The organism is Kangiella geojedonensis, from assembly GCF_000981765.1.
In the GTDB taxonomy this organism is placed as follows: domain Bacteria; phylum Pseudomonadota; class Gammaproteobacteria; order Enterobacterales; family Kangiellaceae; genus Kangiella; species Kangiella geojedonensis.
Map to the genome: position 1 here is coordinate 753,899 of NZ_CP010975.1, position 21,176 is coordinate 775,074.

Sequence of the window (21,176 nt, forward strand, 5' to 3'; positions counted from 1 at the left end):
TTTACATCAGCTCCTTAATCGCTTTTACAATATCCTCTTTACTAGGTAATACAAACTCCCAAGAGGTGCCGATTGGAATAAAGGTATCGTGGCCAGTGATTCGTTTGATTGTTGGTGTTTTGTCTAAGTTTTCAACTAGTCCCGTAATTAATTCCTCGCTCAAAGAACCTGTTTTACGACATTCATCGACGACCAAAACGTTTTGGTAGTTTTTCGCGATATCAGCTATCCCTTTATGATTCAGCGGTGATAGCCATCGAATGTCCATCACATCAACGGCTGTTTTGTATTTGTCGTTTAAGATTTTCTGCGCTTGTTGAGATAAGTAGAGGCCGTTGCCGTAACTAATGATTAAGGTCTTGCTTGGCTTTTTGCCTGCATTTGGATATAAGGCAGGCTCGCCAAAGTTAACCACTTCATCCGGCTCTGGGTAAACACCAAGCCATCCATTATCACCAGTTTCATGTAAGTCTTTGGCATGATACAGCGCGATAGGCTCCAAGAAGATCACTACGCGTTTTTGCTCGTCAGCAAGTCGAACGGCTTCGCGTAACATTTTGGCTGCATCTTGACCGTGAGAAGGACAGGCTAGTATCACGCCTGGGATTTCTCGTAAGAACGCAATGGAGTTATCGTTGTGGAAGTGACCACCAAAGCCTTTTTGGTAGGCTAAGCCAGCGATACGAATCACCATCGGGTTGGTAAACTGGTTATTTGAGAAGAAGGATAAGGTAGAAGCTTCACCACGGATTTGGTCAACCGCATTGTGCGTATAAGCGAGGAACTGGATCTCTGGAATCGGCAAGTAGCCAAGGTGAGCGGCACCAATTGCGTTGCCTAAAATGCTAGTTTCGTCCAGCATGGTGTCAAACACACGATCTTCGCTAAACCGTTTTTGTAAGTTGGTGGATACGCTATAAACACCACCTTTTTTCCCCACATCTTCACCAAACATGATGATGTTTGGGTATTGCGCCATCAGATCAGTTAGAGCGTAATTGATGAGTTGTGCCATACTTCTGGGCTTGTCTAAAAATTTGAACTGGCGGCCAATATCAAAGAGTTCATGACGCTTGCTGATGGTCGGTAATGCCGGTTTGTCTTTTCTTGGACGTTCTGGCGCAACTGATGCACACACTTCTTCAGCGCTAGAAAGTTTCGGCAGTTTGATGGCTTCTTCCGCCGTCTTTTCTACTTTCTGACGAGTATTTTCATACAGAGTCAAAATATCATCCGTTGATAAATAACCAGCTTCGATACACAAACGAGCGGAGTGAAGTAAAGGATCTTGTGCTTCGGTTGCTTCGATGTGCTCAACGGTGTGATACATGCTCTCCGTGTCATTACCTGCATGACCCATCAGGCGCACAGTCTTCATATGTAAAAACACGGGACGGCGCTCATAACGGGCAATTTCTTCCGCTTCTTGTGCGGCTAGGTAGGCATCGGGAAGGTGTAAGCCATTACACTGAATATACTCGATACTTTCGCGGTTTTTGACGTTATTTTCGATCCAATTATCAGGAGTTGATACAGAAATACCAATGCCATTATCTTCACAAATATAGACTAAGGGTAAAGGCTCGCCTTTATAAGCTAAGTATTGAGCCGCATTGAAGGCTGACTGTGAGGTAGCGTGGTTAAAGCTGGCATCACCAAAGTTGCATAAGATAACACCATCGCTAGGCACGCTCGATTGAAAGCCTGTCCTATGTGCACGTCCCAAAGACCAAGCCGCGCCCATTGCTTTGGGTAAGTGTGATGCGATGGTGCTGGTTTGTGGTGGCACAAATAACTTTGCCGAACCAAACACCTTATGGCGGCCCTGTGAAATAGGATCATCTTTTGCTGCGACTAAGGATAAGATTTGGTCCTTGATAGGGTCAATATTGTGAACTTTACGCGAGCGCTCAGCCATAAGCGCACCAGAGCGGTAGTGAAGAAAGGCCATGTCATCGTGCCTAAAGGCTCGTCCTAACACTGCGTTACCTTCGTGCCCACTACTGCCAATCGTATAAAAGCCAATGCCTTGATCCTTAAGGATTCTTGCCCGTAAATCGAGGTGGCGACTAATCAATTGTGACTCAAATAACTGCACAAACTCTTGCGGCGAAAGCTGGGTGATGCTGGCCGATATGTTGCTGAGTTTACTTGGGAATTTTGCGGTTTTGAGTGCGATTAGGAAGTTCTGATCGATGACACTGGCACGGTCGAGCATTGTAATATTTTTATGTGATTCTAAGTTGGGGATTAGTATGCTTTATGGATATAAGGATGTCACTCCAAGCACAACTGGTTGGAGCAGATAGCGCAGCCTTTACAAACATTAACCCCGAGTAGGTTCATTGAAACCGCGAATGTGTTAAAGTAGCGCCAACATTATATAAGGTTAGGTTATATCGGAACGGTATGAAAGTTTATAACAATATTCTTGAGATGGTTGGCAACACGCCAATGATTAAGCTACAGAAAATGGACACGGGTAAGTGTCAGTTGTTTGGTAAGCTTGAGTCGCAAAACCCAGGCGCTTCGATTAAAGATCGTATCGCTATCACGATGATTGAGACGGCTGAGAAAGAAGGCTGGATAAAGCCTGGCGACACCTTAATTGAAGCGACGGCGGGTAACACAGGCCTAGGCCTAGCCATGGTTGCCTCGCAGAAGGGTTATAAACTAAAAATCGTCATGCCAGATAAAATGAGCATGGAAAAAGAATATAACCTACGTGCTTTTGGTGCCGAGGTGATGCGTACGCGTTCAGACGTTGGTAAAGGTCACCCTGAGTATTACCAAGATGTTGCGAAGCGTTTGTCGGAAGAGAATGGCTGGTACTTCATTAACCAATTCTCGAACTCGTCGAATATTGCAGCACACTACATGACCACAGCTCCAGAAATGTGGGAGCAGTTAGACGGTAAGATTGACGCGGTGGTTCTAGGTGTTGGCTCTGGTGGTACGGTAACTGGCGTTGGTCGTTTCTTAAAAGAGCAGAACCCTGATATTGATATCGTATTAGCCGATCCAGAGGGTTCAATTTTAACCCACTATCATGAAACGGGTGAAATGATCGAAGCGGGTAGCTGGGTTATTGAAGGAATTGGTGAAGACTTTATTCCTGATATTTGTGACATGAGCTTGTTTACAAAAGCTTATACCGTGACTGACAAAGAGTCTTTAAACACCGCGCGCGAATTGATGTTAAAAGAATCCGTGATGGGTGGTTCTTCGACAGGGACTTTAGTAGCTGCGGCACTGAAGTATTGCCAAGACCAAACTGAACCTAAAAATGTTGTGACACTGATTTGTGATACGGGCAATCGCTACTTGTCGAAAATGTACAACGATGAGTGGATGAAAGAGCAGGGCTTTCTATCATGAGTCAGGATAAACAATTAACGCCACCAACGGCTAACATCTCTATGTGGCTGTTATTATTAGATATTGTTGGGATGGCGTTAGTAGTGTTTGCGGGTTACGAAATCTACTTAATCAACGAAAAGAACTCAGGTGTTCTAGTCGAGCATTTCAGCTGGCCACATTACCCTTGGATTATCATGGGTATCGGAGTTTTGCTGATGATTCCTTTCCATAAACAGGTGTTTAGCTTGTTTAGACAGGTCAAGCAGTATCAAAAAGAGCTCGCCAAAAAGAATCGTCCTGATTTTTAACGTCGTATTTAGTGAAATAAGCTCATCCTACCCTTGAAATTTGCTTTAATGACTAGATGTTATATGCATCTAGTCATTCTCAAGCTAAAACGAGCTAAACGATATAACCAATAGGTATTATATGTCAGACAAAAAATTTAAGTTTGCCAGCCGTGTGATCCATGCTGGTCAAGAGCCGGAGCCAATTACAGGCGCGGTCATGCCACCAATCTTTACTACCTCAACCTACGCTCAGCCATCTCCAGGTGAACACACAGGGTATGAGTATTCGCGTAGCCAGAATCCAACGCGTATGGCGTATGAGCGTTGTATCGCTGATTTAGAAAACGGTAAGCAGGGTTATGCGTTTGCTTCTGGCATGGCGGCGACCAGCACCATCCTTGAGCTACTTGATGCGGGCTCGCACGTTATCGCGATGGATGACTTATATGGCGGTACATTCCGTTTATTCGATAAAGTCCGTAAACGTACGGCGAATCTAGAGTTCAGCTTTGAAAACTTGTCTGACTTAAGCAATCTTGAGAAGGCGCTTAAACCAAACACTAAGATGATTTGGGTCGAAAGTCCGACAAACCCAATGTTGAAAGTGGTTGATATGAAAGCGATTGCTGACTTCGCTAAGAAGCACAATTTAATCGCTGTTGCGGACAACACCTTCGCCACACCGTTTAACCAAACACCTTTAGACTTTGGTTTCGATATTGTGATGCACTCAGCGACTAAATACCTAAACGGTCATTCGGACATCGTTGGTGGTGTTGCAGTCGTTGGTGATAATGACGAATTGCGTGAGCAAATGGCGTTCTTGCATAACTCAGCAGGCGCGATTCAAGGCCCATTCGACAGCTATTTAGCGCTTCGTGGCTTGAAAACACTAGCTCTACGTATGCGCCAGCATAACGAAAACGGTCAAAAAGTGGCTGAGTTCCTAAGCAACCACCCACAAATCGACAAAGTTTATTACCCAGGTTTGGAGTCTCACCCACAGCATGAATTAGCCAAAAGCCAAATGAAAGGCTTTAGCGGTATGGTGTCAGTGTTGGTAAAGGGCGATACGGAAGAAGAAGCGGCTAAGAACTCGCATGAGTTTATGAAGAAACTAAAAGTCTTTACTCTGGCAGAGAGCTTGGGTGGTATTGAAAGCTTATCGAACCACCCAGCGATCATGACCCACGCTGCTGTACCGTATGAGATCCGCCAAGAAATTGGAATTTTGGATAACTTGGTTCGTTTGTCAGTGGGCGTTGAGGATATTGATGATATTCTTGAAGATCTGGACCAAGCTCTAAAGAAATAGTCTTTTTATCCCTATGCGTTGTTGTAGCAAAGGTATTAATTGGCCTCATTTACTTTATGTAAACTCGTTAATTAAAACTTTGCTACGCCTCGCCTAGAAATAAAAACACTTATTTCAATAAGAAAAGGTTTGGAAAAATAAGACAAGAAAGGCGCTGATTAGGCGCCTTTTTTGTACCTTTGCGTTATACAAGACTTTAATGGTGAGCAGCTTATTTCAATAAGTTCGCTGGCGAGTACTGGTCGGTTAGGATCTTAGCATCAGTGTTCCAGTTGATTTCATCGCTAATCGCATCGAAGACTTTTAGCGTATCGACGCCGTACTCCGAGAGTAAGGGTTTATAATGGTTTGCTTTTTGTAACAGGTCTTTTTTCTCTGGCAATGCTTGATTGCTGACCACGATAACGCGGTTAGTCTTTTCGTCTTCAAAGTGGATCTGGTACAAGTCACCAAATACTTGATGATAGGTTTCCGATTCGTGGTGGAATAGGGCGCTTGAGCTAAAAGTATTGGCCATGATAATGCCGCCAGGCTTGAGTAAGCCCTTAACTTCTTCTAAGTACTCTTTAGTCATCATGTGCTCAGGGATATAGTCGCTGTTGAAAGCATCGAGCAGGATAAAGTCAAAACGTCTGTCTTTACGCAGCGCTCGCTTCACAAAGACTCGACCATCGCGGACATGAGTTTCGTACTGTTCGCCATCATCGGTGTAATCAAAGTATTTTTTTGCCATTTCAGCAACAACCTCATCGATTTCAACCGAAACGATGTTGGCGTTGGGGTAAACCTCTTTGTAGCGATTGACCAGTACGCCGCCACCTAGACCGATCACTAACATATCTTTCGGATCATCTAAGAAGAAAGTAGCGCCCATGGCGAGTTTGTAATAATCAAACACCAAGTCTTTCGGCTTTTCGTCGTAAATACAGGATTGGCTCAGGTCGTTATGGCTTTTCTTGCGGAAACGCATGCAAGTGAGGCCAACTTCTTTGACGATATAAACGTTTTGATACAAGGAGCGCTCTTCTTCGACGATTTTCGCTTCGCTGTCCATTGGCGCAATAGATAAGGCCACTAAGCCCGCACTTAAAAGAGTCAATATGAGTTTATTCATTAATCAGCTCCGCTTTTTCAGCTTTGGGAAGAGGTTTCGGGAATAGCATAGCAATTAACCCAACAACCGCTAAGACGATGGTTACACCATACAAAATCGAATCTAGTTCAAACCATAGCACGAGATAAAAAGAGGTCATAATGGTACCGAGCGCACTACCTAGAGTGGATACGAAGTAGAGGAATCCAGCGGTCTGACCGCTACTTTCAGCATTGGCCACTAACAAACGCACGGAATAAGGAGCGACCATCCCCATAATAGTCGTTGGTATTAAGAATAAGATGACTGAGGTAACTAAAGAGCCGTAACGAGGGTCTTCTATCTGCATAAACACCCAGTCCGATAGTTCTGAGTGCCAAATATCTAGTGGCAAGGTCGTTAAGGATGCTGCTATAAATATCACACCATATTTGCGGGTGTTAGGCTCTTTTAAGGACAGTTTGCCGCCTACAAGGTAGCCAATCGACAATGCAAGCATAAATACCGTGATGATACTGCCCCAGACATAGACGCTACCGCCGAAGTAGGGCGACAGAATTTTGCCACCAAGTAGCTCCACGGTCATGATGGAGAAGCCCATAATAAAAGCGCAGATTAAGACAAGTGTATTCATAGATTGAGTTATAGAATTTATTAGTTCACCTGATAATAAGCGAATGCGTATAAATGTCAAAGTTTGTGAAAAGCCCCTGTAATATATAAATCCTTAATATTCTGATGCTTATATTCTATTGGGTCGATAAAATGAACGTGGTAGAATGGGGACTTTATATTTATAGCGTGAATTAATCAGGAGATTAACATGGCAATTGAACTACCAGAATTACCTTATGGACGTGATGCATTAGCACCGCATATCTCGGAAGAAACCATCAATTATCACTACGGCAAGCACCACAACGCTTATGTCACTAACTTGAACAAGATGATTGAAGGTACTGACTTCGAAGGTAAGTCGCTAGAAGACATCATCCGTACTTCTGAAGGTGGTGTGTTCAACAATGCTGCACAAGTTTGGAACCACACTTTCTACTGGAACAGCTTAAGCCCTAATGGCGGTGGCGAGCCTTCAGGTTCTGTCGCTGATGCCATTAACGCTGCTTTTGGTTCATTCGCAGACTTTAAAGAAAAATTCACTGCTAGTGCTGCGGGTAACTTTGGCTCAGGTTGGACTTGGTTAGTGAAAAACGCTTCAGGTTCACTTGAAATCGTAAATACAAGCAACGCTGACACGCCAATCACTGATGCAGGCGTTACACCTCTACTTACTGTAGACGTGTGGGAGCACGCTTACTACGTAGACTACCGTAACGCTCGCCCAGAGTACTTGAAGAACTTCTGGGAATTAGTGAACTGGGACTTTGCAGAGAAAAACTTTGCATAACCCAAGACAACTTGTCTAAGACGTTCCAATTAAAAGCCCAGCATTTGCTGGGCTTTTTTGTGTCTGAAAGAAACGAAAACTTAATAAGTCGTTGTCCAGTTTACTGTGTAAGTACGACCACGTCCTTGGAAGTTAAACAAGTACTCAGGACCGTAAGCTGGTGAGTAGAAGGCTGTGGCGCGTTGCCCCCAAACGGTTGAATATTGTTTATCCAGTAAGTTAGTAATACCAAAGCTGAACTTGCCCGCTGAGGTTTCTGCGCTTAGGGCTAAGTCCAAAGTCGTGTAACCATCGATTTCACGGTCTGAAGCATCTTCGGCATCAAATGCATGGTTTGCTTGTAAACGAGCCGTATAATAGTAGTTAGTCCAGCCTAAGAAAGCGGTAGCAGACGATAGTGAGGCATAACGTACATCACGTTTTAACCAGTCGCCACTATCATCTTCTTCCTCTGAGCGAACCCAGTGAACCGTTGCACCTGTCTCGAAGCCTTTATCAAAGAACTTGGTGAGAGCACCTTCAAAACCATAATCGCGAGTTTTATTGTCAACCACAACGACATTTAAATTGCTGTCGTTACTCACTGCTTTGTCAGACCATGAGTAGTAAATTGAACTTTGCGCCTGCCAGCTGTCGCCAGAGAAGCGCCATCCAAACTCGGCTTGATCGGTTTCTACAGCGCTTAACGGATTGTCATTCACGTTCACATCAGGGCTTTTGCCGTAGTATTTTGCAGGGTCAGGTAGTTCAAAGCCTTGGCTGAAGCGAAACCAGCTTTGATGGCTCCCAGCGTTATACATGATGCTGGCGTTGAATAAACTGGCGTCATAATCATTGCTTCCGCCTGGGATTAATACGCTATCTCGCTGGCCAACAGGATCATAGCTGAATTTGTCGAAGTCCTGAACGGTGACGTCCATGTTCTGTTGGCGTAAGCCTGCCGCCAACTTCCAGTAGTCATTAAGAGCCCAGTCGGCTTGGATAAAAGCTGACAAGCCTTCGACTTCATAGCTTGGGTAGCGAGGTTCAGTACGTGATTCATTTTGAACTAAACCACCTGTTGCATCGGTCGTCGCTTGATCAAAGAACATTTGATCCGCATCAAATTTTTCATGATCGAAGTCCAAGCCATAAGTGATATGCGTAGAGTTACTAATATGAGTATCAAATAAGGCTTTCATGCCTGAAAGCTGCGTGTTTTGTTTTGAAGTGCCGAACTCAATGGCGTAACGACCTTCTGATGGCAGAATACGTGGGCGAGGGAAGGCGCTAAAGCTTGATTCTTCATTGCGGTGGAATGCTTGCAAGTAGAAATCTTGTCCTAACAAGTCGCCGTGGTGATATTGTAGGTTTAGCATTTCGCGATCCGTTGCTGGTGAGCGGTCGGAGCGGAAGCCATCACGAATTTCTGCGTCGGCTAAGCTACCGACTGGTACTGCATCAATGTTAGGGAAATAAAGACCGCGGTCACCCGTGTAGTTTGAACGGTAGATTTGTGCGCCTAGTTCTAATGACTGCTCATCGGACAATTTAATATCAACGCTACCTAAAATATCGACGGTGCGGTTATCTTGTAAGTCCGTTTGTGTGATGTCAGGGAATATTTCATCGCCGTTGCCATCATAAAATCGACCGTTTTCCTCATAAGCTAAGCCCAAGTAGGCCTTAACGTCTTCGTTACCATCGCTGATTGAATGCTTGATTCGTTTGCTCAAGTCATCACTACCGTTGAAGCTGCTTGAAGCGCCAAGCTGAGTCGTCATGACCACGCCATCGCTGGAGCCTTTCTTGGTGATGATATTAATAATACCGCCAGTTGCGCCGCCACCGTAGAGGCTGCTGGCGCCAGAAATGACTTCGATACGCTCAACGTTAAAGGGATCGATAGAGTCGAACTGACGTGAGAGTCCACGAGAGTTATTCAGAGAAATGCCGTCGATTAAGACTTGAACACTACGGCCTCGAAGGTTTTGACCATAGTTAGTACGGCCCTGAGGCGCTAAGTCTAAGCCGGGTACTAATTTACCCAGCATCGTTTTCAAATCAGCACCTGTTTCTAATTGCTGCTCGATACCTGCGCGATCGATAACCCAGACTGAACCGGGAATGTCGCTGATCTTAGTCGGTGTTCTAGAACCGACGACGACGATGGTGTCGTCTGCTGTTGTGGTTTGGTTTGCTTGCAAGCCTACGGAAACGCTCAGCGCTACAGCCGCAAGGCTGAATCCTAAACGGTTGTTCATTGTTCATTACCCTATTGTTTTTAATGACTTCGAATAGGGGGCACATTCTACTCTTGATATAGCTGCATGTAAATAATAATGATTCGCATTACCGTTAATTTTTAATGGGTGGTGCAACCACAAGGTTTTTAAGCAAAAACAAGGATATATAATATAAAAATTAGTGTGCTATAGTTTGCTAAACACAGGAGGTTGAATGACACAGCACGATCAGAACAAGAAAACTGTCACTACTGAACAGCTTCAATGGCTGAAGCGCGAATCAAATGATTGGCAAGAGCAGGGCTTAATCTCATCCGAGTCGCAAGCTTCTATCCTTAGTCTCTATGCCAGCCAAGAGGACGCTGATGCAAGACGTCTGGCGCTCAGTAATATCCTATTAATTTCTTTGGGTGCCTTACTTATTGGTGGCGGCATCATTCTGTTATTGGCGCATAACTGGGAAGACTTCGGGACAGGTTTGCGAACCTTTTTGTCATTCTTGCCACTGGTGCTTGCCCAAGGCTTGTGTTGGTACGGAGTTCAGTATAAGCCAACCTCGTTGGCTTTGCGGGAATCTGGTGCCGTGCTGTTATTGTTTGCAGTCGCTGCGAGCATTGCGCTGATTAGCCAAACCTACCATATCCATGGGGATCTGGAGAGCTTCTTGGTGGTTTGGTTGCTGCTAAGTTTGCCGATTATTTATTTATTGCGATCAGCCACGACCTTGATGCTCATTAGTGGCATTATTTTATGGCTTTGCTGTTTAGAGCGTGAACCTTACTGGTTGTTCTATATTGCGTTGGCGCCATACCTTTATAAGTTATATCAACAGCAAAGTAGGCTATTGTTACATTGGTCATTGTGGTTTGCCTTAATCGGGCTCACCATTTCTGTGGTTTACGGCAGCAGTTATTACATGTCGCCACTCGACCATTGGGGGATTTATATAACACTCGCCTTGGGTTGTGCATTTTACGCGCTAGGTAATTGGTGGTTCGGTTTAGAAAACACAAAGTTCTGGACCAATGCTCCTGCGAGCATGGGTATTCTAATTATTGGCTTCATCAGTTTAATGTTTACTTGGTATGGTCGCACCTTGCCGTCGAACTTGTGGCAGGCGGAATCCTCAATGCGTTTCAACGAGTACGCCATTCTAGCGTTGTTCACGCTATCGATTCTGTTTACGGCATTATTTATGGCAAGAAACAGAAAGGCACTGTCAGTATCAAACTGGGTGGCATTGTCGAGTTTTGCCTTTGTGTTACTCGGAATAACCGGCTTCTTTATCCACCAAAATCAAAATGTCTTTGTCATCGCGTCGAATCTGTATATTTTGATTGGTTCAGTACTTCTAATGTTCCAAGGCATTAATCGAAATCGATTGATGTTACTGAATGGCGGTTTAATTTGGTTCAGTTTATTAGTGCTATTTAGGTTCTTCGATAGCGACATTCCGTTTGTGTTTAAAGGCGTCATATTTATTGTTATAGGCAGCGCCTTTATCGGAACCAATATTTGGTTTAAAAAGAAGCAAGACGCCAAGGGGAGCCAAGTATGAAGCATCTAAAAGTATTACTACTGACACTATTTGCCGTGCAGCTGTCGGTTCCTGGTTATATGATTTTTGAGCAGAATCAAATTCTAAGCCATGGCACGGTATATAAATTTAAAACTCAACCGATAGACCCTTACGATCCTTTTCGTGGCCGCTATGTCACTCTGACATACAATGTCGACGCTAACCCGATTCCGACCAAAGAGGTGTTTCAACGCGGTGACTGGGCCTACGCATTGCTGTCGGAGGATGAAGATGGCTACGCAACCTTTACGCAACTAGTTTCCGAAGAACCTGAAAGTGGGCAAGAGTACATTGAAGTTGAAGTCAGTTGGGGTGGCACGGATAGAGGCCATTACATCGACTTACCCTTTGACCGTTATTACGCCTCCGAAGAAACGGCTCCAAATATTGAACGTGCCGTATGGCGTCGAGAACAAGTTGAGGATGTTTATGCGGAAATTAGCGTGCTAGAGGGTAAAGCTACGCTAAAGGAGTTGTATGTTGAAGGGTTGCCAGTTCGAGAGTATTTAGAACGCAAAGCTTCTCAACCGGAACAATAATCTCGTCAAAAGCATCAAAGCAGTGGCGGTGCCACTGCCTTGATGATACCTAAAGACATTAATGCTTATCGTTACGGTGCACCAATTGGTAAAGAATTGGAAGGATCACTAGGGTCAATAGGGTGGATGAAATAATACCCCCAATAACAACCGTTGCCAGTGGCCTTTGGACTTCGGCACCAGTGCCAGTATTTAACGCCATTGGAACAAAGCCTAAGCTAGCGACTAAAGCAGTCATCAATACCGGGCGTAGCCGAATTATAGCTCCCTCGATAATGGCTTTAGTTAGCTCACCAGTTTGACGCCACTGGTCGCGGATAAAGGACAGCATGACAAGGCCGTTAAGCACGGCAACGCCAGACAACGCAATAAATCCAACTCCTGCCGAAATAGAAAGTGGCATATCTCTCAGCCACAGTGCTAGCACTCCACCCGTTAGCGCTAATGGCACTCCTGTAAAGATAATCAGAGCATCTTTAATTGAGCTAAACGCCATCACCAATAACGCCAAGATAATCATTAAGGTTATGGGGACGACGATGGAGAGTCGTTCGCTAGCCGATTCTAATTGCTCAAAAGTACCACCATAGTCCAACCAGTAACCGGGGGGTAACTGAACGTTCTGCTGAATGGTTTGCTTTACTTCATCAACGAAACTGCCTAAGTCACGCTCACGTACATTAGCAGTGATGACCACTCGGCGCTTACCATTTTCACGGCTGATCTGATTAGGCGCTGGTTTGAGTTTGATGTCAGCAACTTCAGATAAGGGTATATAGTTTCCGTCAGGTAATGGAACCGGCAAACTCCTGAGATTATAAGTATCTTGTCGAATCTCTTCGGGCAGTCGAACTATCAGCTGGAAACGTCGGTCGCCTTCGAATATTAAGCCAGCGCTGCTTCCACCGATAGCAGTGGCAATCAGGTTCTGTAGATCCTGAACGTTTAGGCCATAACGAGAGAGTAGGGTGCGCTTGGGTTCTATAGAGAGCAGTGGCAAGCTTTCGACTTGTTCGACACGAGCATCGGCTGCACCATCGATGGTATTAATAGCTGAGTGAATATCATCGGCAACCTTTTTGAGCGTTTCCAAATCATCTCCGAACACTTTAATCCCTAGGTCGGCTCTGACGCCAGAAATTAGTTCGTTAAAGCGCATCTGGATCGGTTGGGTAAACTCATAGTTGTTACCTGGAAGCTCTTCCACGCTTTCTTTAATTTGAGTAACAAGCTCGCTATCGGACAATTCAGGATCGGGCCATTCGCTTCTCGGCTTAAACATAACAAAGGTATCTGACACGTTAGGCGGCATAGGATCATTCGCCACTTCCGGCGTACCAATTCGCGAAAATGCCGTTTTAACTTGCGGAAACTCTAAGATCTTCTTTTCAAGCTGTTTCTGCATTTGAACCGACTGCTCCAAACCTGTTCCTGGCGTTCTTAGAGCGTGCATCGTAATGTCGCCCTCTTTGAGTTGTGGGATAAACTCAGAACCCATGGTTGAGGCGAGCCAGCTACAGACTATGACCATCGTTGTTGCCGCAGCGATAAATAACCATTTCATCTTTAGCGCAAACTGCAACACAGGACGGTATATAGACTTGCTGGAGCGTATGATGATACTTTCTTTTTCCTGAACGCTACCTGTCATAAAAGCAGCAACGGCTGCAGGTACTAGGGTTAAGCTCATGACCAGCGCGGATAATAAAGCCATCACTACCGTTGCCGCCATTGGGTGAAACATTTTTCCTTCGACACCAGTTAAACTGAAGAGCGGAATATAAACCACGGTGATGATTAAGACGCCAAATAAGCTTGGGCGAATGACTTCGTTAGTCGCAGAAAAGACAACCTCTAAACGTTGTTTGAGTTCCAGCCTGCCACTATTTTTTTGCGCCTCAGATAATCGGCGTATGGCGTTTTCGACAATGATCACTGCGCCGTCGACAATCAAGCCAAAGTCTAAAGCGCCAAGGCTCATCAGGTTCGCTGACACACCGGTTTGAACCATGCCCGTTATGGTGGCCAACATTGCTAATGGAATCACTGCTGCGGTGATCAAGGCCGCACGGAAGTTACCTAGTAATAAGAACAAAATGACGATAACTAACAGCGCACCCTCGACTAAGTTCTTCTGTACGGTGGCAATGGCTTTATCCACCAGCTTGGTGCGGTTATACACGGCTTCTACTTTGATGCCCTCTGGAAGTGAGCTTTGAATTTTGTCGAGTTCCTCTGCTACCGCCACAGAGACATCGCGAGAATTCTCCCCAACCAGCATCATGACAGTACCCAGTACAGTCTCCGTGCCGTCTCTAGTCGCTGCACCAGTACGTAATTGTTTACCAATTCCAACGTCGGCTACATCGGCAACGGTAACAGGGGTGTTATCCACCGCTTTCACCACGACGTTTTCGATATCTTCAATGGTTTTCAATTGACCGGGAGATCGAACTAATAATTGCTGTCCGTTAGTTTCAATATAGCCAGCACCACGGTTGTCGTTGTTGGCGTTCAGTGCCTTGACCAAATCCGTCATCGAAAGATTGTAGGCTAACAGCTTGGCTGGATTAGGCATCACGTGATACTGCTTATCATAGCCACCGATGGCGTTAACCTCGGTGACGCCTTTAACCAAAGCTAGCTGCGGCTTAATGATCCAATCCTGAATTTCCCTGAGGGCCATTGAGTCATAGGGTTGTCCATTCGGCTGCGAAGCGCCATCTTCAGCTTTTACGGTATAGAGGAAAATTTCACCTAAGCCTGTAGCGATAGGTCCCATCTCTGGCTCTAACCCTTGAGGTAGTTGTCCTTTTATAACGCCGAGTCTTTCGTTAATCAGACTACGGGCGAAATATAAGTCGGTGCCTTCTTCAAAAACGACAGTCACTTGAGACAGTCCATAACGCGATAAAGAACGTGTATAGGACATCTTGGGCAGACCAGCTAGCGCCGTTTCGATAGGGTAGGTAATGCGTTGCTCGGATTCTAGCGGTGAAAAACCAGGAGCTTCGGTATTAATTTGTACCTGCACGTTAGTAATGTCTGGGACAGCACCAATCGGCAGTTTCTGATAACTCCAAACCCCGAGGCCAATAATAACGGCCACAAGGGATAGCATCAGCCAGCGCCTCTGTATTGAGAGGCGTAGTATTGATTCAATCATGTCGCCTCCTAGTGTGCGTGTTTAGCACCCGACTTAAGCAAGTCGGCTTTCAGGGTATAGCTGTTCTTGACGACGTATTGTTCGCCAGCTTTTAAGCCCTGTGTGATTTCAACAAACTGGTCATCTCTTAAACCAATAGATACCTGCTTGGCTTCAAAGCCTGTTGGTGTTTTAACAAAAACGACAGGTTTGTCTTCCAAGGTTTGGATGGCTGACTGGTTCACGGCGATAGGAACATTCTGTTGGTTAATGATGATCTTACCTTGCGCCATCATACCCGCTGAGAGGCGATTATCAGGGTTATCTATGGAGGCGCGAGCTAAGATAAACGGATGATCATCATCGTTCGGTACGACGTGATCGATGGTGGTATTGATGCTTTTATCATTGAGAATTAGCACAACATCTTGCCCTGCGCTCACTTTCGTCATGTCTTGCGGAAACACCTTAAGTTCGACCCACATAAAACTGTAGTCTGCTACGGTAAACAGCGGTTGTTTTTGAGCGAGCTCACCAGGATTGGCATGACGTGCGGTTATGATGCCATCAAAAGGTGCATGAATAGGGTAGCTGCTGAGGCTTTGATTGGCTTCCACTGTTGCTAACAGATCGCCTTTTTTAACGCGCTGACCTATAGTGACTTTGACGTCCGTTACCGTTCCTTCAAAGCGAGCGCCGATATGGCTCACATGGCCAGGATCGGGCACAATTTTACCATAAGTGGTTAAGTGTTCAGTGATAATTCCTTCGCTAGCAGTGGTCACTTCAATGCCAGAGTCGTGAGCCATCTTGTCGCTAATCGTAATGACTTTTTCATCGTGGTGATCTGAGTGACCAGATTCTTCATGAGTATGTTCTTCGCTAGAGTGCTCTCCACTAAAAGCCTGAACTGAAAAAGTTGAAAAGGACAGTGAGACAAGTAGCGTCATTTTCGATAATTGGTGTACTAGATTTTTCATGAGGTGTTCCTATGAATTCTTTTTGAATAAGGTCAGTGGTTCAGCCGTCAGTTGCTCTATGGCAACGCCATACATTAGGGCGGAACTAGCAGCATCGATAAGTTTACGTTTAGCTGAGATTAACTCTTGCCGCGCCGCAACATACTCAAAGTAGCTGTAACGACCTCGTTGATAGGCTTTCTGAGTTTCTTTAAGGGCTAATGCTAACGTTGGAATAATGTCTTGCTGTAAGCGCTCAACAACATGAACAGATTGTTTTCTTTGCTGATAGGCATTAAATAATTGGTCATGCATGCGAAGCAAAGCGGTTTTCTTACTGACAAAGACTTCGTTTTTAGCAGCTAGTGCACTTTGTAGTTTGCCTTGATTTCTCGACTCGGAAAATAAGTCCATACTGAAGCCTGCTTTAAAACCCATGTCTCCGCTTGCTTGGCTTCGAGTAAGGCCTACTGACCAATTGATATTGCTCTGGTTGCTGGTGCTAGTGAGATCAACCTCTGATTGCTTTAAGCGTTCCAGAGCCGAAAACTGCTTAATCGAAGGGTTGTTTTGTACTTTTTGATAAAGCTCTTCAAAGCTTAAAGCATTACCAAAGCGATATAAGCTCCCCGATGCCGAGTAGGTTTTTGAGATTTTTTCACTCCACATGGATTGAAGGCTTGCCGAATATACCTTAAGGTTTGACGCTTCTTTGTGCAGTGTTAATTCAGCTTGGGCGAGTGATGCCTTTGCTCTTTTAACTTCAGCTTTCATGGTCGCGCCAAGATTAGCCCGGCGTTGTGCGACTCTTAAAGTTTCTTTGGCGAGTTGTAGCGATTCTTCGGCAAGCTTTACGCGTTCTTGTGCCGCTAGAAGGTTTACATAACGACGCGTGGTTTCAGAAAGCAGTTCCAGCGCTTGTAACTCTTTTTTGGTTTCGACAACAGTTCTTTTGGATTTAATCACGCCCAAACGTGCATCCACCTTACCGCCAAGCTCAATGGCTGAAGATAAGGACACCGTTAATTCAGCGCTATCGACGCCTGAAAACTCGCCATTGCCAGCAACATTTTCTAACTCAGCACCGATTTGATAGGCAGGTTTCTGAGCGGCAGTGAGCCGTTCGCCATCTAATACTTTTTGGCGAAATTGAAAGACATTAAGGCTAGGGTTTTGCTCTAAAGTCAGCTCTAACGCTTGTTGTAACGTTAAAGGTTCTTTGCTCTCTGTAATGCTCTGACCGTAAGCAGGACTTGCTACTACTAACCAGAACGAAACTAAAATACTGGCGAACAACGCCAATCGACGCTCGCCGTATACAATAAGACTCATGGATTTCTCCCACGTTTAATACATCACCATACCGACTCGAAGGTTCGAACCGATATGAACTACTTTATTTCAACGTAAGGATTAAACTCTGGGAGGGCGGTAAGGTTGGCTTAATATACCAATTTGAGCAGAGTTGACGCTGCCTCTGGGGGTAGAGTTATAGCTTAGGGATTGTGCGCTAGGAAAGCTTTCACGAATCAGGATGTGAGTATGACAGCTGTGGCAATGACAACAGTGGTGGCAATCAAAAGCATTTGTTACGTCATTGCTACTGGAAGAATTGCTACTAGAAATCTGGCTAGTTTTTTCAACAGCATCTTGGTGTTGATGTTTGGTTTCCAGAGATTCTTCTTGTGACTGATGAGAGTGATACACGTCAGCCATTGCTGCGTATGCCTGCACAGACACAATAATAGCTAAAATGTAACTGACCCAACGCAACATAAGCGCACCTTTACTCAATCAGTCTAAATGATAATACTTATCAATTAAAAAGCCAACAAGAGTAGCGTAAAGATCTGTAAGTACGCTGTAGTGCATCGTTTTTTGGTGCTTTTAATTTATAAATCCAGTTAATAGGCTGAGCTTTTGTTGTATTTTGTTACATTTGCAAAAGTGTGACGCATGTCAAATAACTTGAAGTTATAGGTTGGATTAGATAACCTAAAGTCGTATGCCAAATACAACTATAAATATAAAAAGTGGAAGCATTGCACGATTAGGGACACATACCACCATAGCCACCTCACAATACGTGAGGAGACTTCTCTTAAATTTTTATAATGGCAACATCATCTCATCTCAGCTTAAACCGCCTGATAAATTAGCCTTACTTCGTTCTTCGATGTGGTTTAAGTATCACTGCTTAAATTGCTCACGGAGTTAATATGATGAAGGCATTAGCGCTCTGTTTGGTTTTATACGTTTTATCCGCTCCAAGCTTTAGCGGTAGTGCTAATGTTAAAGTTACTATTAAAATCCCTCATACGGGACAGCAATCTCAAGCAGTTAGACTTTTCAATTATGAACTCGATCGTTTTCAAATTATAAGAAATCCGTTTAGCCTAACTCGTGAAGAGTGTTTGGCATACCTGCCCCCGAATCATGAAAAAGCTATCGAAATTTTAGATCTTCACATCGATAAAGGCAGAGAGCCGTATCGAGCACTCAGGCTTACTTATATTGGTATGTCGTAAGCTCATTGCTTTACTTAGCTTCTCACAGACTCGCAGTTATTTGAGTGCTCAATCCAGGGCTATTAAGAAAGGTTAAAAGGATTATCAATGCTTTCACTGGGTTGCGTGAACCACTTAGGCCCCTCACTGGTCATGTAGAAGTGATCCTCCAAACGAATACCAAATTCATTTGGAATCACCAGCATGGGTTCATTACTAAAGCACATTCCGATGTCTAATGGTGTTTTATCGTCACCGACAAGATAAGGCCATTCGTGAATATCGAGACCAATGCCGTGGCCTGTTCGATGTGGCAACCCTGGTAGTTGGTACTCAGGACCATAGCCTTGCTCTACTAAATAGGATCGTGCAGCTTGGTCGACCTTTTCGCATGGTGTGCCTAGTTGAGCCTGTTCGAATGCAGCTAATTGTGCATTTTTTTCGTGCTGCCATGCTTCTCGCTGTTCCTCAGTACTCTCACCATACACATAGGTGCGCGTAATATCCGAAAGGTAGCCGTGAGCTTTACAGCCGGTATCAATTAGCACCATATCCCCAGACTTTAGGTATTGTTCATGCTTCACGCCGTGAGGATAAGACGTTGCTTCACCAAATAAAACAATACAGAAGTAGCTGCCACTGGCGCCGACTTTTCGGTGTGCTTGCTCAATGAATTCAACCACTTCAGTAGTACTAATTCCTTCACGCAAAATGCTGGCGGCGGCTTTATGGACTTCTAATGTCATGTCCATCGCTCTTTGGATCAGACCTATTTCGGCTTCTGATTTTTGCATTCTACAAGCAGCCGTGATGGTTTTAGCGTTCACAAAATTAATGTGGGGTGCGGCTTGCTTGAATCCGTCCGCGATGAAAAAAGCGGTACTATCATCAATACCAATGGTTGCATTATAGCCGTAGCCAAGCTTGTTGAGCACTTGTGCCGTAAGGGCGTAAGGACATTCATGCTCTAACCAGGTATGCATCGGCCCTTCAAGCATCATATAACCGTTGAGACTGCCTACTTCAAAGTCTGGTGCGATATATTGGATCTTGCCCGTGGCAGGTAAAATCGCACCAACAAGTCGCTCACTCGGATACCAGCGTAAGCCAGTAAAGTAGGTCAAGTTGGTGCCTGCGTTTAAATAGATAGCATCAACATTATGGCGACGCATCAGAAACTGAGCCTTATCGATACGCTTTTGATGTTCAGCGGCGCTGATAGGTTCAATGTCTTGCATCATATTGCTAAGCGCTGATAAAGCTTCTTGCGGTGTTTTACCACCAATGCCACGTGTTGTCATAAGAAGTCCCAGTTAAAGGTTGTAACGTTGGAGTCTATTGTATGCAATTCAGTATCTGGTTCAACAAACATAATGCCCACAAAAAAAGCCTGACAATTTCTTGTCAGGCTTCTGGATGAGAAGCTACTAGAGCTTCTCCGTTCCCCCAAATGGTACTTTGGTAAATTCAGGTTAGTCCCAAGAAAGGGCGCCACCTGTTTGATATTCAATAACGCGAGTTTCGAAGAAATTTTTCTCTTTCTTCAAGTCCATGATTTCGCTCATCCATGGGAATGGGTTTGATACGTTAGAGAATTGTGCTGGAAGACCAAGCTGAGCAAGGCGACGGTTACAGATAAACTGCAAGTATTCTTCCATCATGTTGGCGTTCATGCCTAATACACCGCGTGGCATCGTGTCACGTGCATATTCGATTTCGAGCTGCGTACCTTCCAGAATCATTTGGATCACTTCTTGTTGGAACTCTTCAGTCCACAAGTGTGGGTTTTCCAATTTGATTTGGTTAATCACGTCTACACCGAAGTTTAGGTGCATAGATTCATCGCGCAGGATGTATTGGAACTGCTCAGCAACACCGGTCATTTTATTACGACGGCCCATCGATAGGATCTGTGTGAAGCCGCAGTAGAAGAAGACGCCTTCGGTGACGCAGTAGAAGCCGATTAAGTTACGTAGTAACTCTTGGTCTGACTCTGGCGTACCCGTGGTAAACGCTGGGTTTGAAATACCCTGAGTATGCTTGATACTCCATGCAGCTTTCTTGGCGATGCTTGGTACTTCGCGGTACATGTTGAAGACTTCTGCTTCGTCCATACCTAGCGATTCAATACAGTATTGATACGCGTGGGTGTGGATTGCTTCTTCAAACGCTTGGCGCAAGATGTACTGACGACACTCTGGGTTAGTGATTAATCGGTAGATCGCTAAAACAAGGTTGTTAGCCACTAAAGAGTCAGCGGTAGAGAAGTAACCCAATGAGCGCATCACGATACGACGCTCGTCATCGCTTAAGCCGTTTGGATCTTTCCACGTCGCCACGTCTTTCGTCATGTTAACTTCTTGTGGCATCCAGTGGTTTGAACAACCATCTAGGTATTTTTGCCACGCCCAGTCGTACTTGAAAGGAACTAACTGGTTTAAGTCGGCACGACAGTTAATCATTTTTTTGTCGTCAACTTCAATACGTTCAGCGCCCATCTCCAGCTCTTCTAAGCCAGGAGCGACGTCAAGACTTGCTAATGACTCTTGAGCTTTGGCTACATTATCTAAAGCTTCTGGTTCAATATATTCTTCGGTCGTCGGAGCCGCCGGCTTTGCTGCTTCTGTCGCTTGTGGAACAGGCTCAGGCTTTACCGCTGGTTCAGCTTTAGGCTGTTGCGGTGGTGTTTTTTGTTCCGCTTTTTCTTCTTTTTCGTAGTCGTCCCAGTTGAACATATCTCTACCTCTATTAATTTTGCT

General features: G+C 44.8%; 17 protein-coding genes. 7 read left to right on the top strand and 10 right to left on the bottom strand.

Features of this window, described 5'->3' with window-relative positions:
- Position 1: 1 nt before the first annotated feature.
- Positions 2 to 2,218, bottom strand: coding sequence for a thiamine pyrophosphate-dependent enzyme (locus TQ33_RS03440; protein WP_046560825.1), 2,217 nt, complete (start codon positions 2,216 to 2,218; stop codon positions 2 to 4).
- Positions 2,219 to 2,409: 191 nt separating this feature from the next.
- Here TQ33_RS03440 and TQ33_RS03445 point away from each other — a divergent pair, with 191 nt between their 5' ends.
- The 3 genes from TQ33_RS03445 to TQ33_RS03455 all read left to right on the top strand — a co-directional run bounded on the left by TQ33_RS03445 (position 2,410) and on the right by TQ33_RS03455 (position 4,965).
- On the top strand, positions 2,410 to 3,378 hold the full coding sequence (locus tag TQ33_RS03445; protein WP_046560826.1) for a PLP-dependent cysteine synthase family protein: 969 nt from the start codon (positions 2,410 to 2,412) through the stop codon (positions 3,376 to 3,378).
- A complete protein-coding gene (locus TQ33_RS03450) occupies positions 3,375 to 3,668 on the top strand; it encodes a hypothetical protein (protein WP_046560827.1) in 294 nt (97 codons plus the stop codon). The genes TQ33_RS03445 and TQ33_RS03450 overlap by 4 nt, the downstream gene beginning before the upstream one ends.
- 121 nt (positions 3,669 to 3,789) lie before the next feature.
- On the top strand, positions 3,790 to 4,965 hold the full coding sequence (locus TQ33_RS03455) for a trans-sulfuration enzyme family protein (RefSeq protein ID WP_046560828.1): 1,176 nt from the start codon (positions 3,790 to 3,792) through the stop codon (positions 4,963 to 4,965).
- 211 nt (positions 4,966 to 5,176) lie between these two features.
- Here the strand turns inward: TQ33_RS03455 and TQ33_RS03460 are convergent, their stop codons facing one another.
- Positions 5,177 to 6,079, bottom strand: a complete 903-nt coding sequence (locus tag TQ33_RS03460; RefSeq protein WP_046560829.1) for a spermidine synthase — start codon at positions 6,077 to 6,079, stop codon at positions 5,177 to 5,179.
- Entirely contained in the window at positions 6,072 to 6,692 is a 621-nt protein-coding gene (locus TQ33_RS03465) for a fused MFS/spermidine synthase (protein ID WP_046560830.1), read from the bottom strand. Before TQ33_RS03465 ends, TQ33_RS03460 begins: the two co-directional genes overlap by 8 nt.
- A 189-nt stretch (positions 6,693 to 6,881) precedes the next feature.
- Here TQ33_RS03465 and sodB point away from each other — a divergent pair, with 189 nt between their 5' ends.
- Positions 6,882 to 7,463: a superoxide dismutase [Fe] gene (gene sodB, locus TQ33_RS03470; RefSeq protein WP_046560831.1), complete on the top strand. Its 582-nt coding sequence runs from the start codon at positions 6,882 to 6,884 to the stop codon at positions 7,461 to 7,463.
- Positions 7,464 to 7,543: 80 nt separating this feature from the next.
- Here the strand turns inward: sodB and TQ33_RS03475 are convergent, their stop codons facing one another.
- Entirely contained in the window at positions 7,544 to 9,706 is a 2,163-nt protein-coding gene (locus TQ33_RS03475; protein WP_046560832.1) for a TonB-dependent receptor, read from the bottom strand.
- 196 nt (positions 9,707 to 9,902) lie between these two features.
- Here TQ33_RS03475 and TQ33_RS03480 point away from each other — a divergent pair, with 196 nt between their 5' ends.
- Both TQ33_RS03480 and TQ33_RS03485 read left to right on the top strand, forming a co-directional pair.
- Entirely contained in the window at positions 9,903 to 11,246 is a 1,344-nt protein-coding gene (locus tag TQ33_RS03480; protein ID WP_046560833.1) for a DUF2157 domain-containing protein, read from the top strand.
- The gene (locus tag TQ33_RS03485; protein ID WP_046560834.1) at positions 11,243 to 11,806 is read left to right on the top strand and encodes a GDYXXLXY domain-containing protein; all 564 of its coding nucleotides are present in this window, start codon (positions 11,243 to 11,245) and stop codon (positions 11,804 to 11,806) included. Before TQ33_RS03480 ends, TQ33_RS03485 begins: the two co-directional genes overlap by 4 nt.
- Positions 11,807 to 11,864: 58 nt before the next feature.
- On the opposite strand, the gene TQ33_RS03490 is transcribed toward TQ33_RS03485, so the two are convergent.
- The 4 genes from TQ33_RS03490 to TQ33_RS11950 all read right to left on the bottom strand — a co-directional run bounded on the left by TQ33_RS03490 (position 11,865) and on the right by TQ33_RS11950 (position 17,686).
- Positions 11,865 to 14,972: an efflux RND transporter permease subunit gene (locus tag TQ33_RS03490; protein ID WP_046560835.1), complete on the bottom strand. Its 3,108-nt coding sequence runs from the start codon at positions 14,970 to 14,972 to the stop codon at positions 11,865 to 11,867.
- An 8-nt stretch (positions 14,973 to 14,980) separates the two neighbouring features.
- Positions 14,981 to 15,931 (bottom strand): efflux RND transporter periplasmic adaptor subunit, encoded by a 951-nt coding sequence (locus TQ33_RS03495; protein WP_052735181.1) that lies wholly within the window; start codon positions 15,929 to 15,931, stop codon positions 14,981 to 14,983.
- Positions 15,932 to 15,940: 9 nt separating this feature from the next.
- Positions 15,941 to 17,242, bottom strand: a complete 1,302-nt coding sequence (locus TQ33_RS03500) for a TolC family protein (protein ID WP_052735182.1) — start codon at positions 17,240 to 17,242, stop codon at positions 15,941 to 15,943.
- A gap of 81 nt (positions 17,243 to 17,323) precedes the next feature.
- The gene (locus TQ33_RS11950; protein WP_144405941.1) at positions 17,324 to 17,686 is read right to left on the bottom strand and encodes a hypothetical protein; all 363 of its coding nucleotides are present in this window, start codon (positions 17,684 to 17,686) and stop codon (positions 17,324 to 17,326) included.
- A 443-nt stretch (positions 17,687 to 18,129) separates the two neighbouring features.
- Here TQ33_RS11950 and TQ33_RS03505 point away from each other — a divergent pair, with 443 nt between their 5' ends.
- Positions 18,130 to 18,438: a hypothetical protein gene (locus TQ33_RS03505; RefSeq protein WP_046560836.1), complete on the top strand. Its 309-nt coding sequence runs from the start codon at positions 18,130 to 18,132 to the stop codon at positions 18,436 to 18,438.
- 62 nt (positions 18,439 to 18,500) lie between these two features.
- On the opposite strand, the gene TQ33_RS03510 is transcribed toward TQ33_RS03505, so the two are convergent.
- Positions 18,501 to 19,718: a M24 family metallopeptidase gene (locus TQ33_RS03510; protein ID WP_046560837.1), complete on the bottom strand. Its 1,218-nt coding sequence runs from the start codon at positions 19,716 to 19,718 to the stop codon at positions 18,501 to 18,503.
- A gap of 171 nt (positions 19,719 to 19,889) precedes the next feature.
- Entirely contained in the window at positions 19,890 to 21,152 is a 1,263-nt protein-coding gene (locus tag TQ33_RS03515) for a ribonucleotide-diphosphate reductase subunit beta (protein ID WP_046560838.1), read from the bottom strand.
- Positions 21,153 to 21,176: the final 24 nt, after the last annotated feature.

Excerpts from the sequence above, each read along its gene's own strand:
- TQ33_RS03445 (WP_046560826.1), top strand. The coding sequence starts at position 2,410 with ATGAAAGTTTATAACAATATTCTTGAGATGGTTGGCAACACGCCAATG.
- TQ33_RS03455 (WP_046560828.1), top strand. The coding sequence starts at position 3,790 with ATGTCAGACAAAAAATTTAAGTTTGCCAGCCGTGTGATCCATGCTGGT.
- TQ33_RS11950 (WP_144405941.1), bottom strand. The coding sequence starts at position 17,686 with ATGTTGCGTTGGGTCAGTTACATTTTAGCTATTATTGTGTCTGTGCAG.
- TQ33_RS03475 (WP_046560832.1), bottom strand. The coding sequence starts at position 9,706 with ATGAACAACCGTTTAGGATTCAGCCTTGCGGCTGTAGCGCTGAGCGTT.
- TQ33_RS03465 (WP_046560830.1), bottom strand. The coding sequence starts at position 6,692 with ATGAATACACTTGTCTTAATCTGCGCTTTTATTATGGGCTTCTCCATC.
- TQ33_RS03485 (WP_046560834.1), top strand. The coding sequence starts at position 11,243 with ATGAAGCATCTAAAAGTATTACTACTGACACTATTTGCCGTGCAGCTG.
- sodB (WP_046560831.1), top strand. The coding sequence starts at position 6,882 with ATGGCAATTGAACTACCAGAATTACCTTATGGACGTGATGCATTAGCA.
- TQ33_RS03505 (WP_046560836.1), top strand. The coding sequence starts at position 18,130 with ATGATGAAGGCATTAGCGCTCTGTTTGGTTTTATACGTTTTATCCGCT.
- TQ33_RS03460 (WP_046560829.1), bottom strand. The coding sequence starts at position 6,079 with ATGAATAAACTCATATTGACTCTTTTAAGTGCGGGCTTAGTGGCCTTA.
- TQ33_RS03510 (WP_046560837.1), bottom strand. The coding sequence starts at position 19,718 with ATGACAACACGTGGCATTGGTGGTAAAACACCGCAAGAAGCTTTATCA.
- TQ33_RS03450 (WP_046560827.1), top strand. The coding sequence starts at position 3,375 with ATGAGTCAGGATAAACAATTAACGCCACCAACGGCTAACATCTCTATG.
- TQ33_RS03440 (WP_046560825.1), bottom strand. The coding sequence starts at position 2,218 with ATGCTCGACCGTGCCAGTGTCATCGATCAGAACTTCCTAATCGCACTC.
- TQ33_RS03480 (WP_046560833.1), top strand. The coding sequence starts at position 9,903 with ATGACACAGCACGATCAGAACAAGAAAACTGTCACTACTGAACAGCTT.
- TQ33_RS03515 (WP_046560838.1), bottom strand. The coding sequence starts at position 21,152 with ATGTTCAACTGGGACGACTACGAAAAAGAAGAAAAAGCGGAACAAAAA.
- TQ33_RS03495 (WP_052735181.1), bottom strand. The coding sequence starts at position 15,931 with ATGAAAAATCTAGTACACCAATTATCGAAAATGACGCTACTTGTCTCA.
- TQ33_RS03500 (WP_052735182.1), bottom strand. The coding sequence starts at position 17,242 with ATGAGTCTTATTGTATACGGCGAGCGTCGATTGGCGTTGTTCGCCAGT.
- TQ33_RS03490 (WP_046560835.1), bottom strand. The coding sequence starts at position 14,972 with ATGATTGAATCAATACTACGCCTCTCAATACAGAGGCGCTGGCTGATG.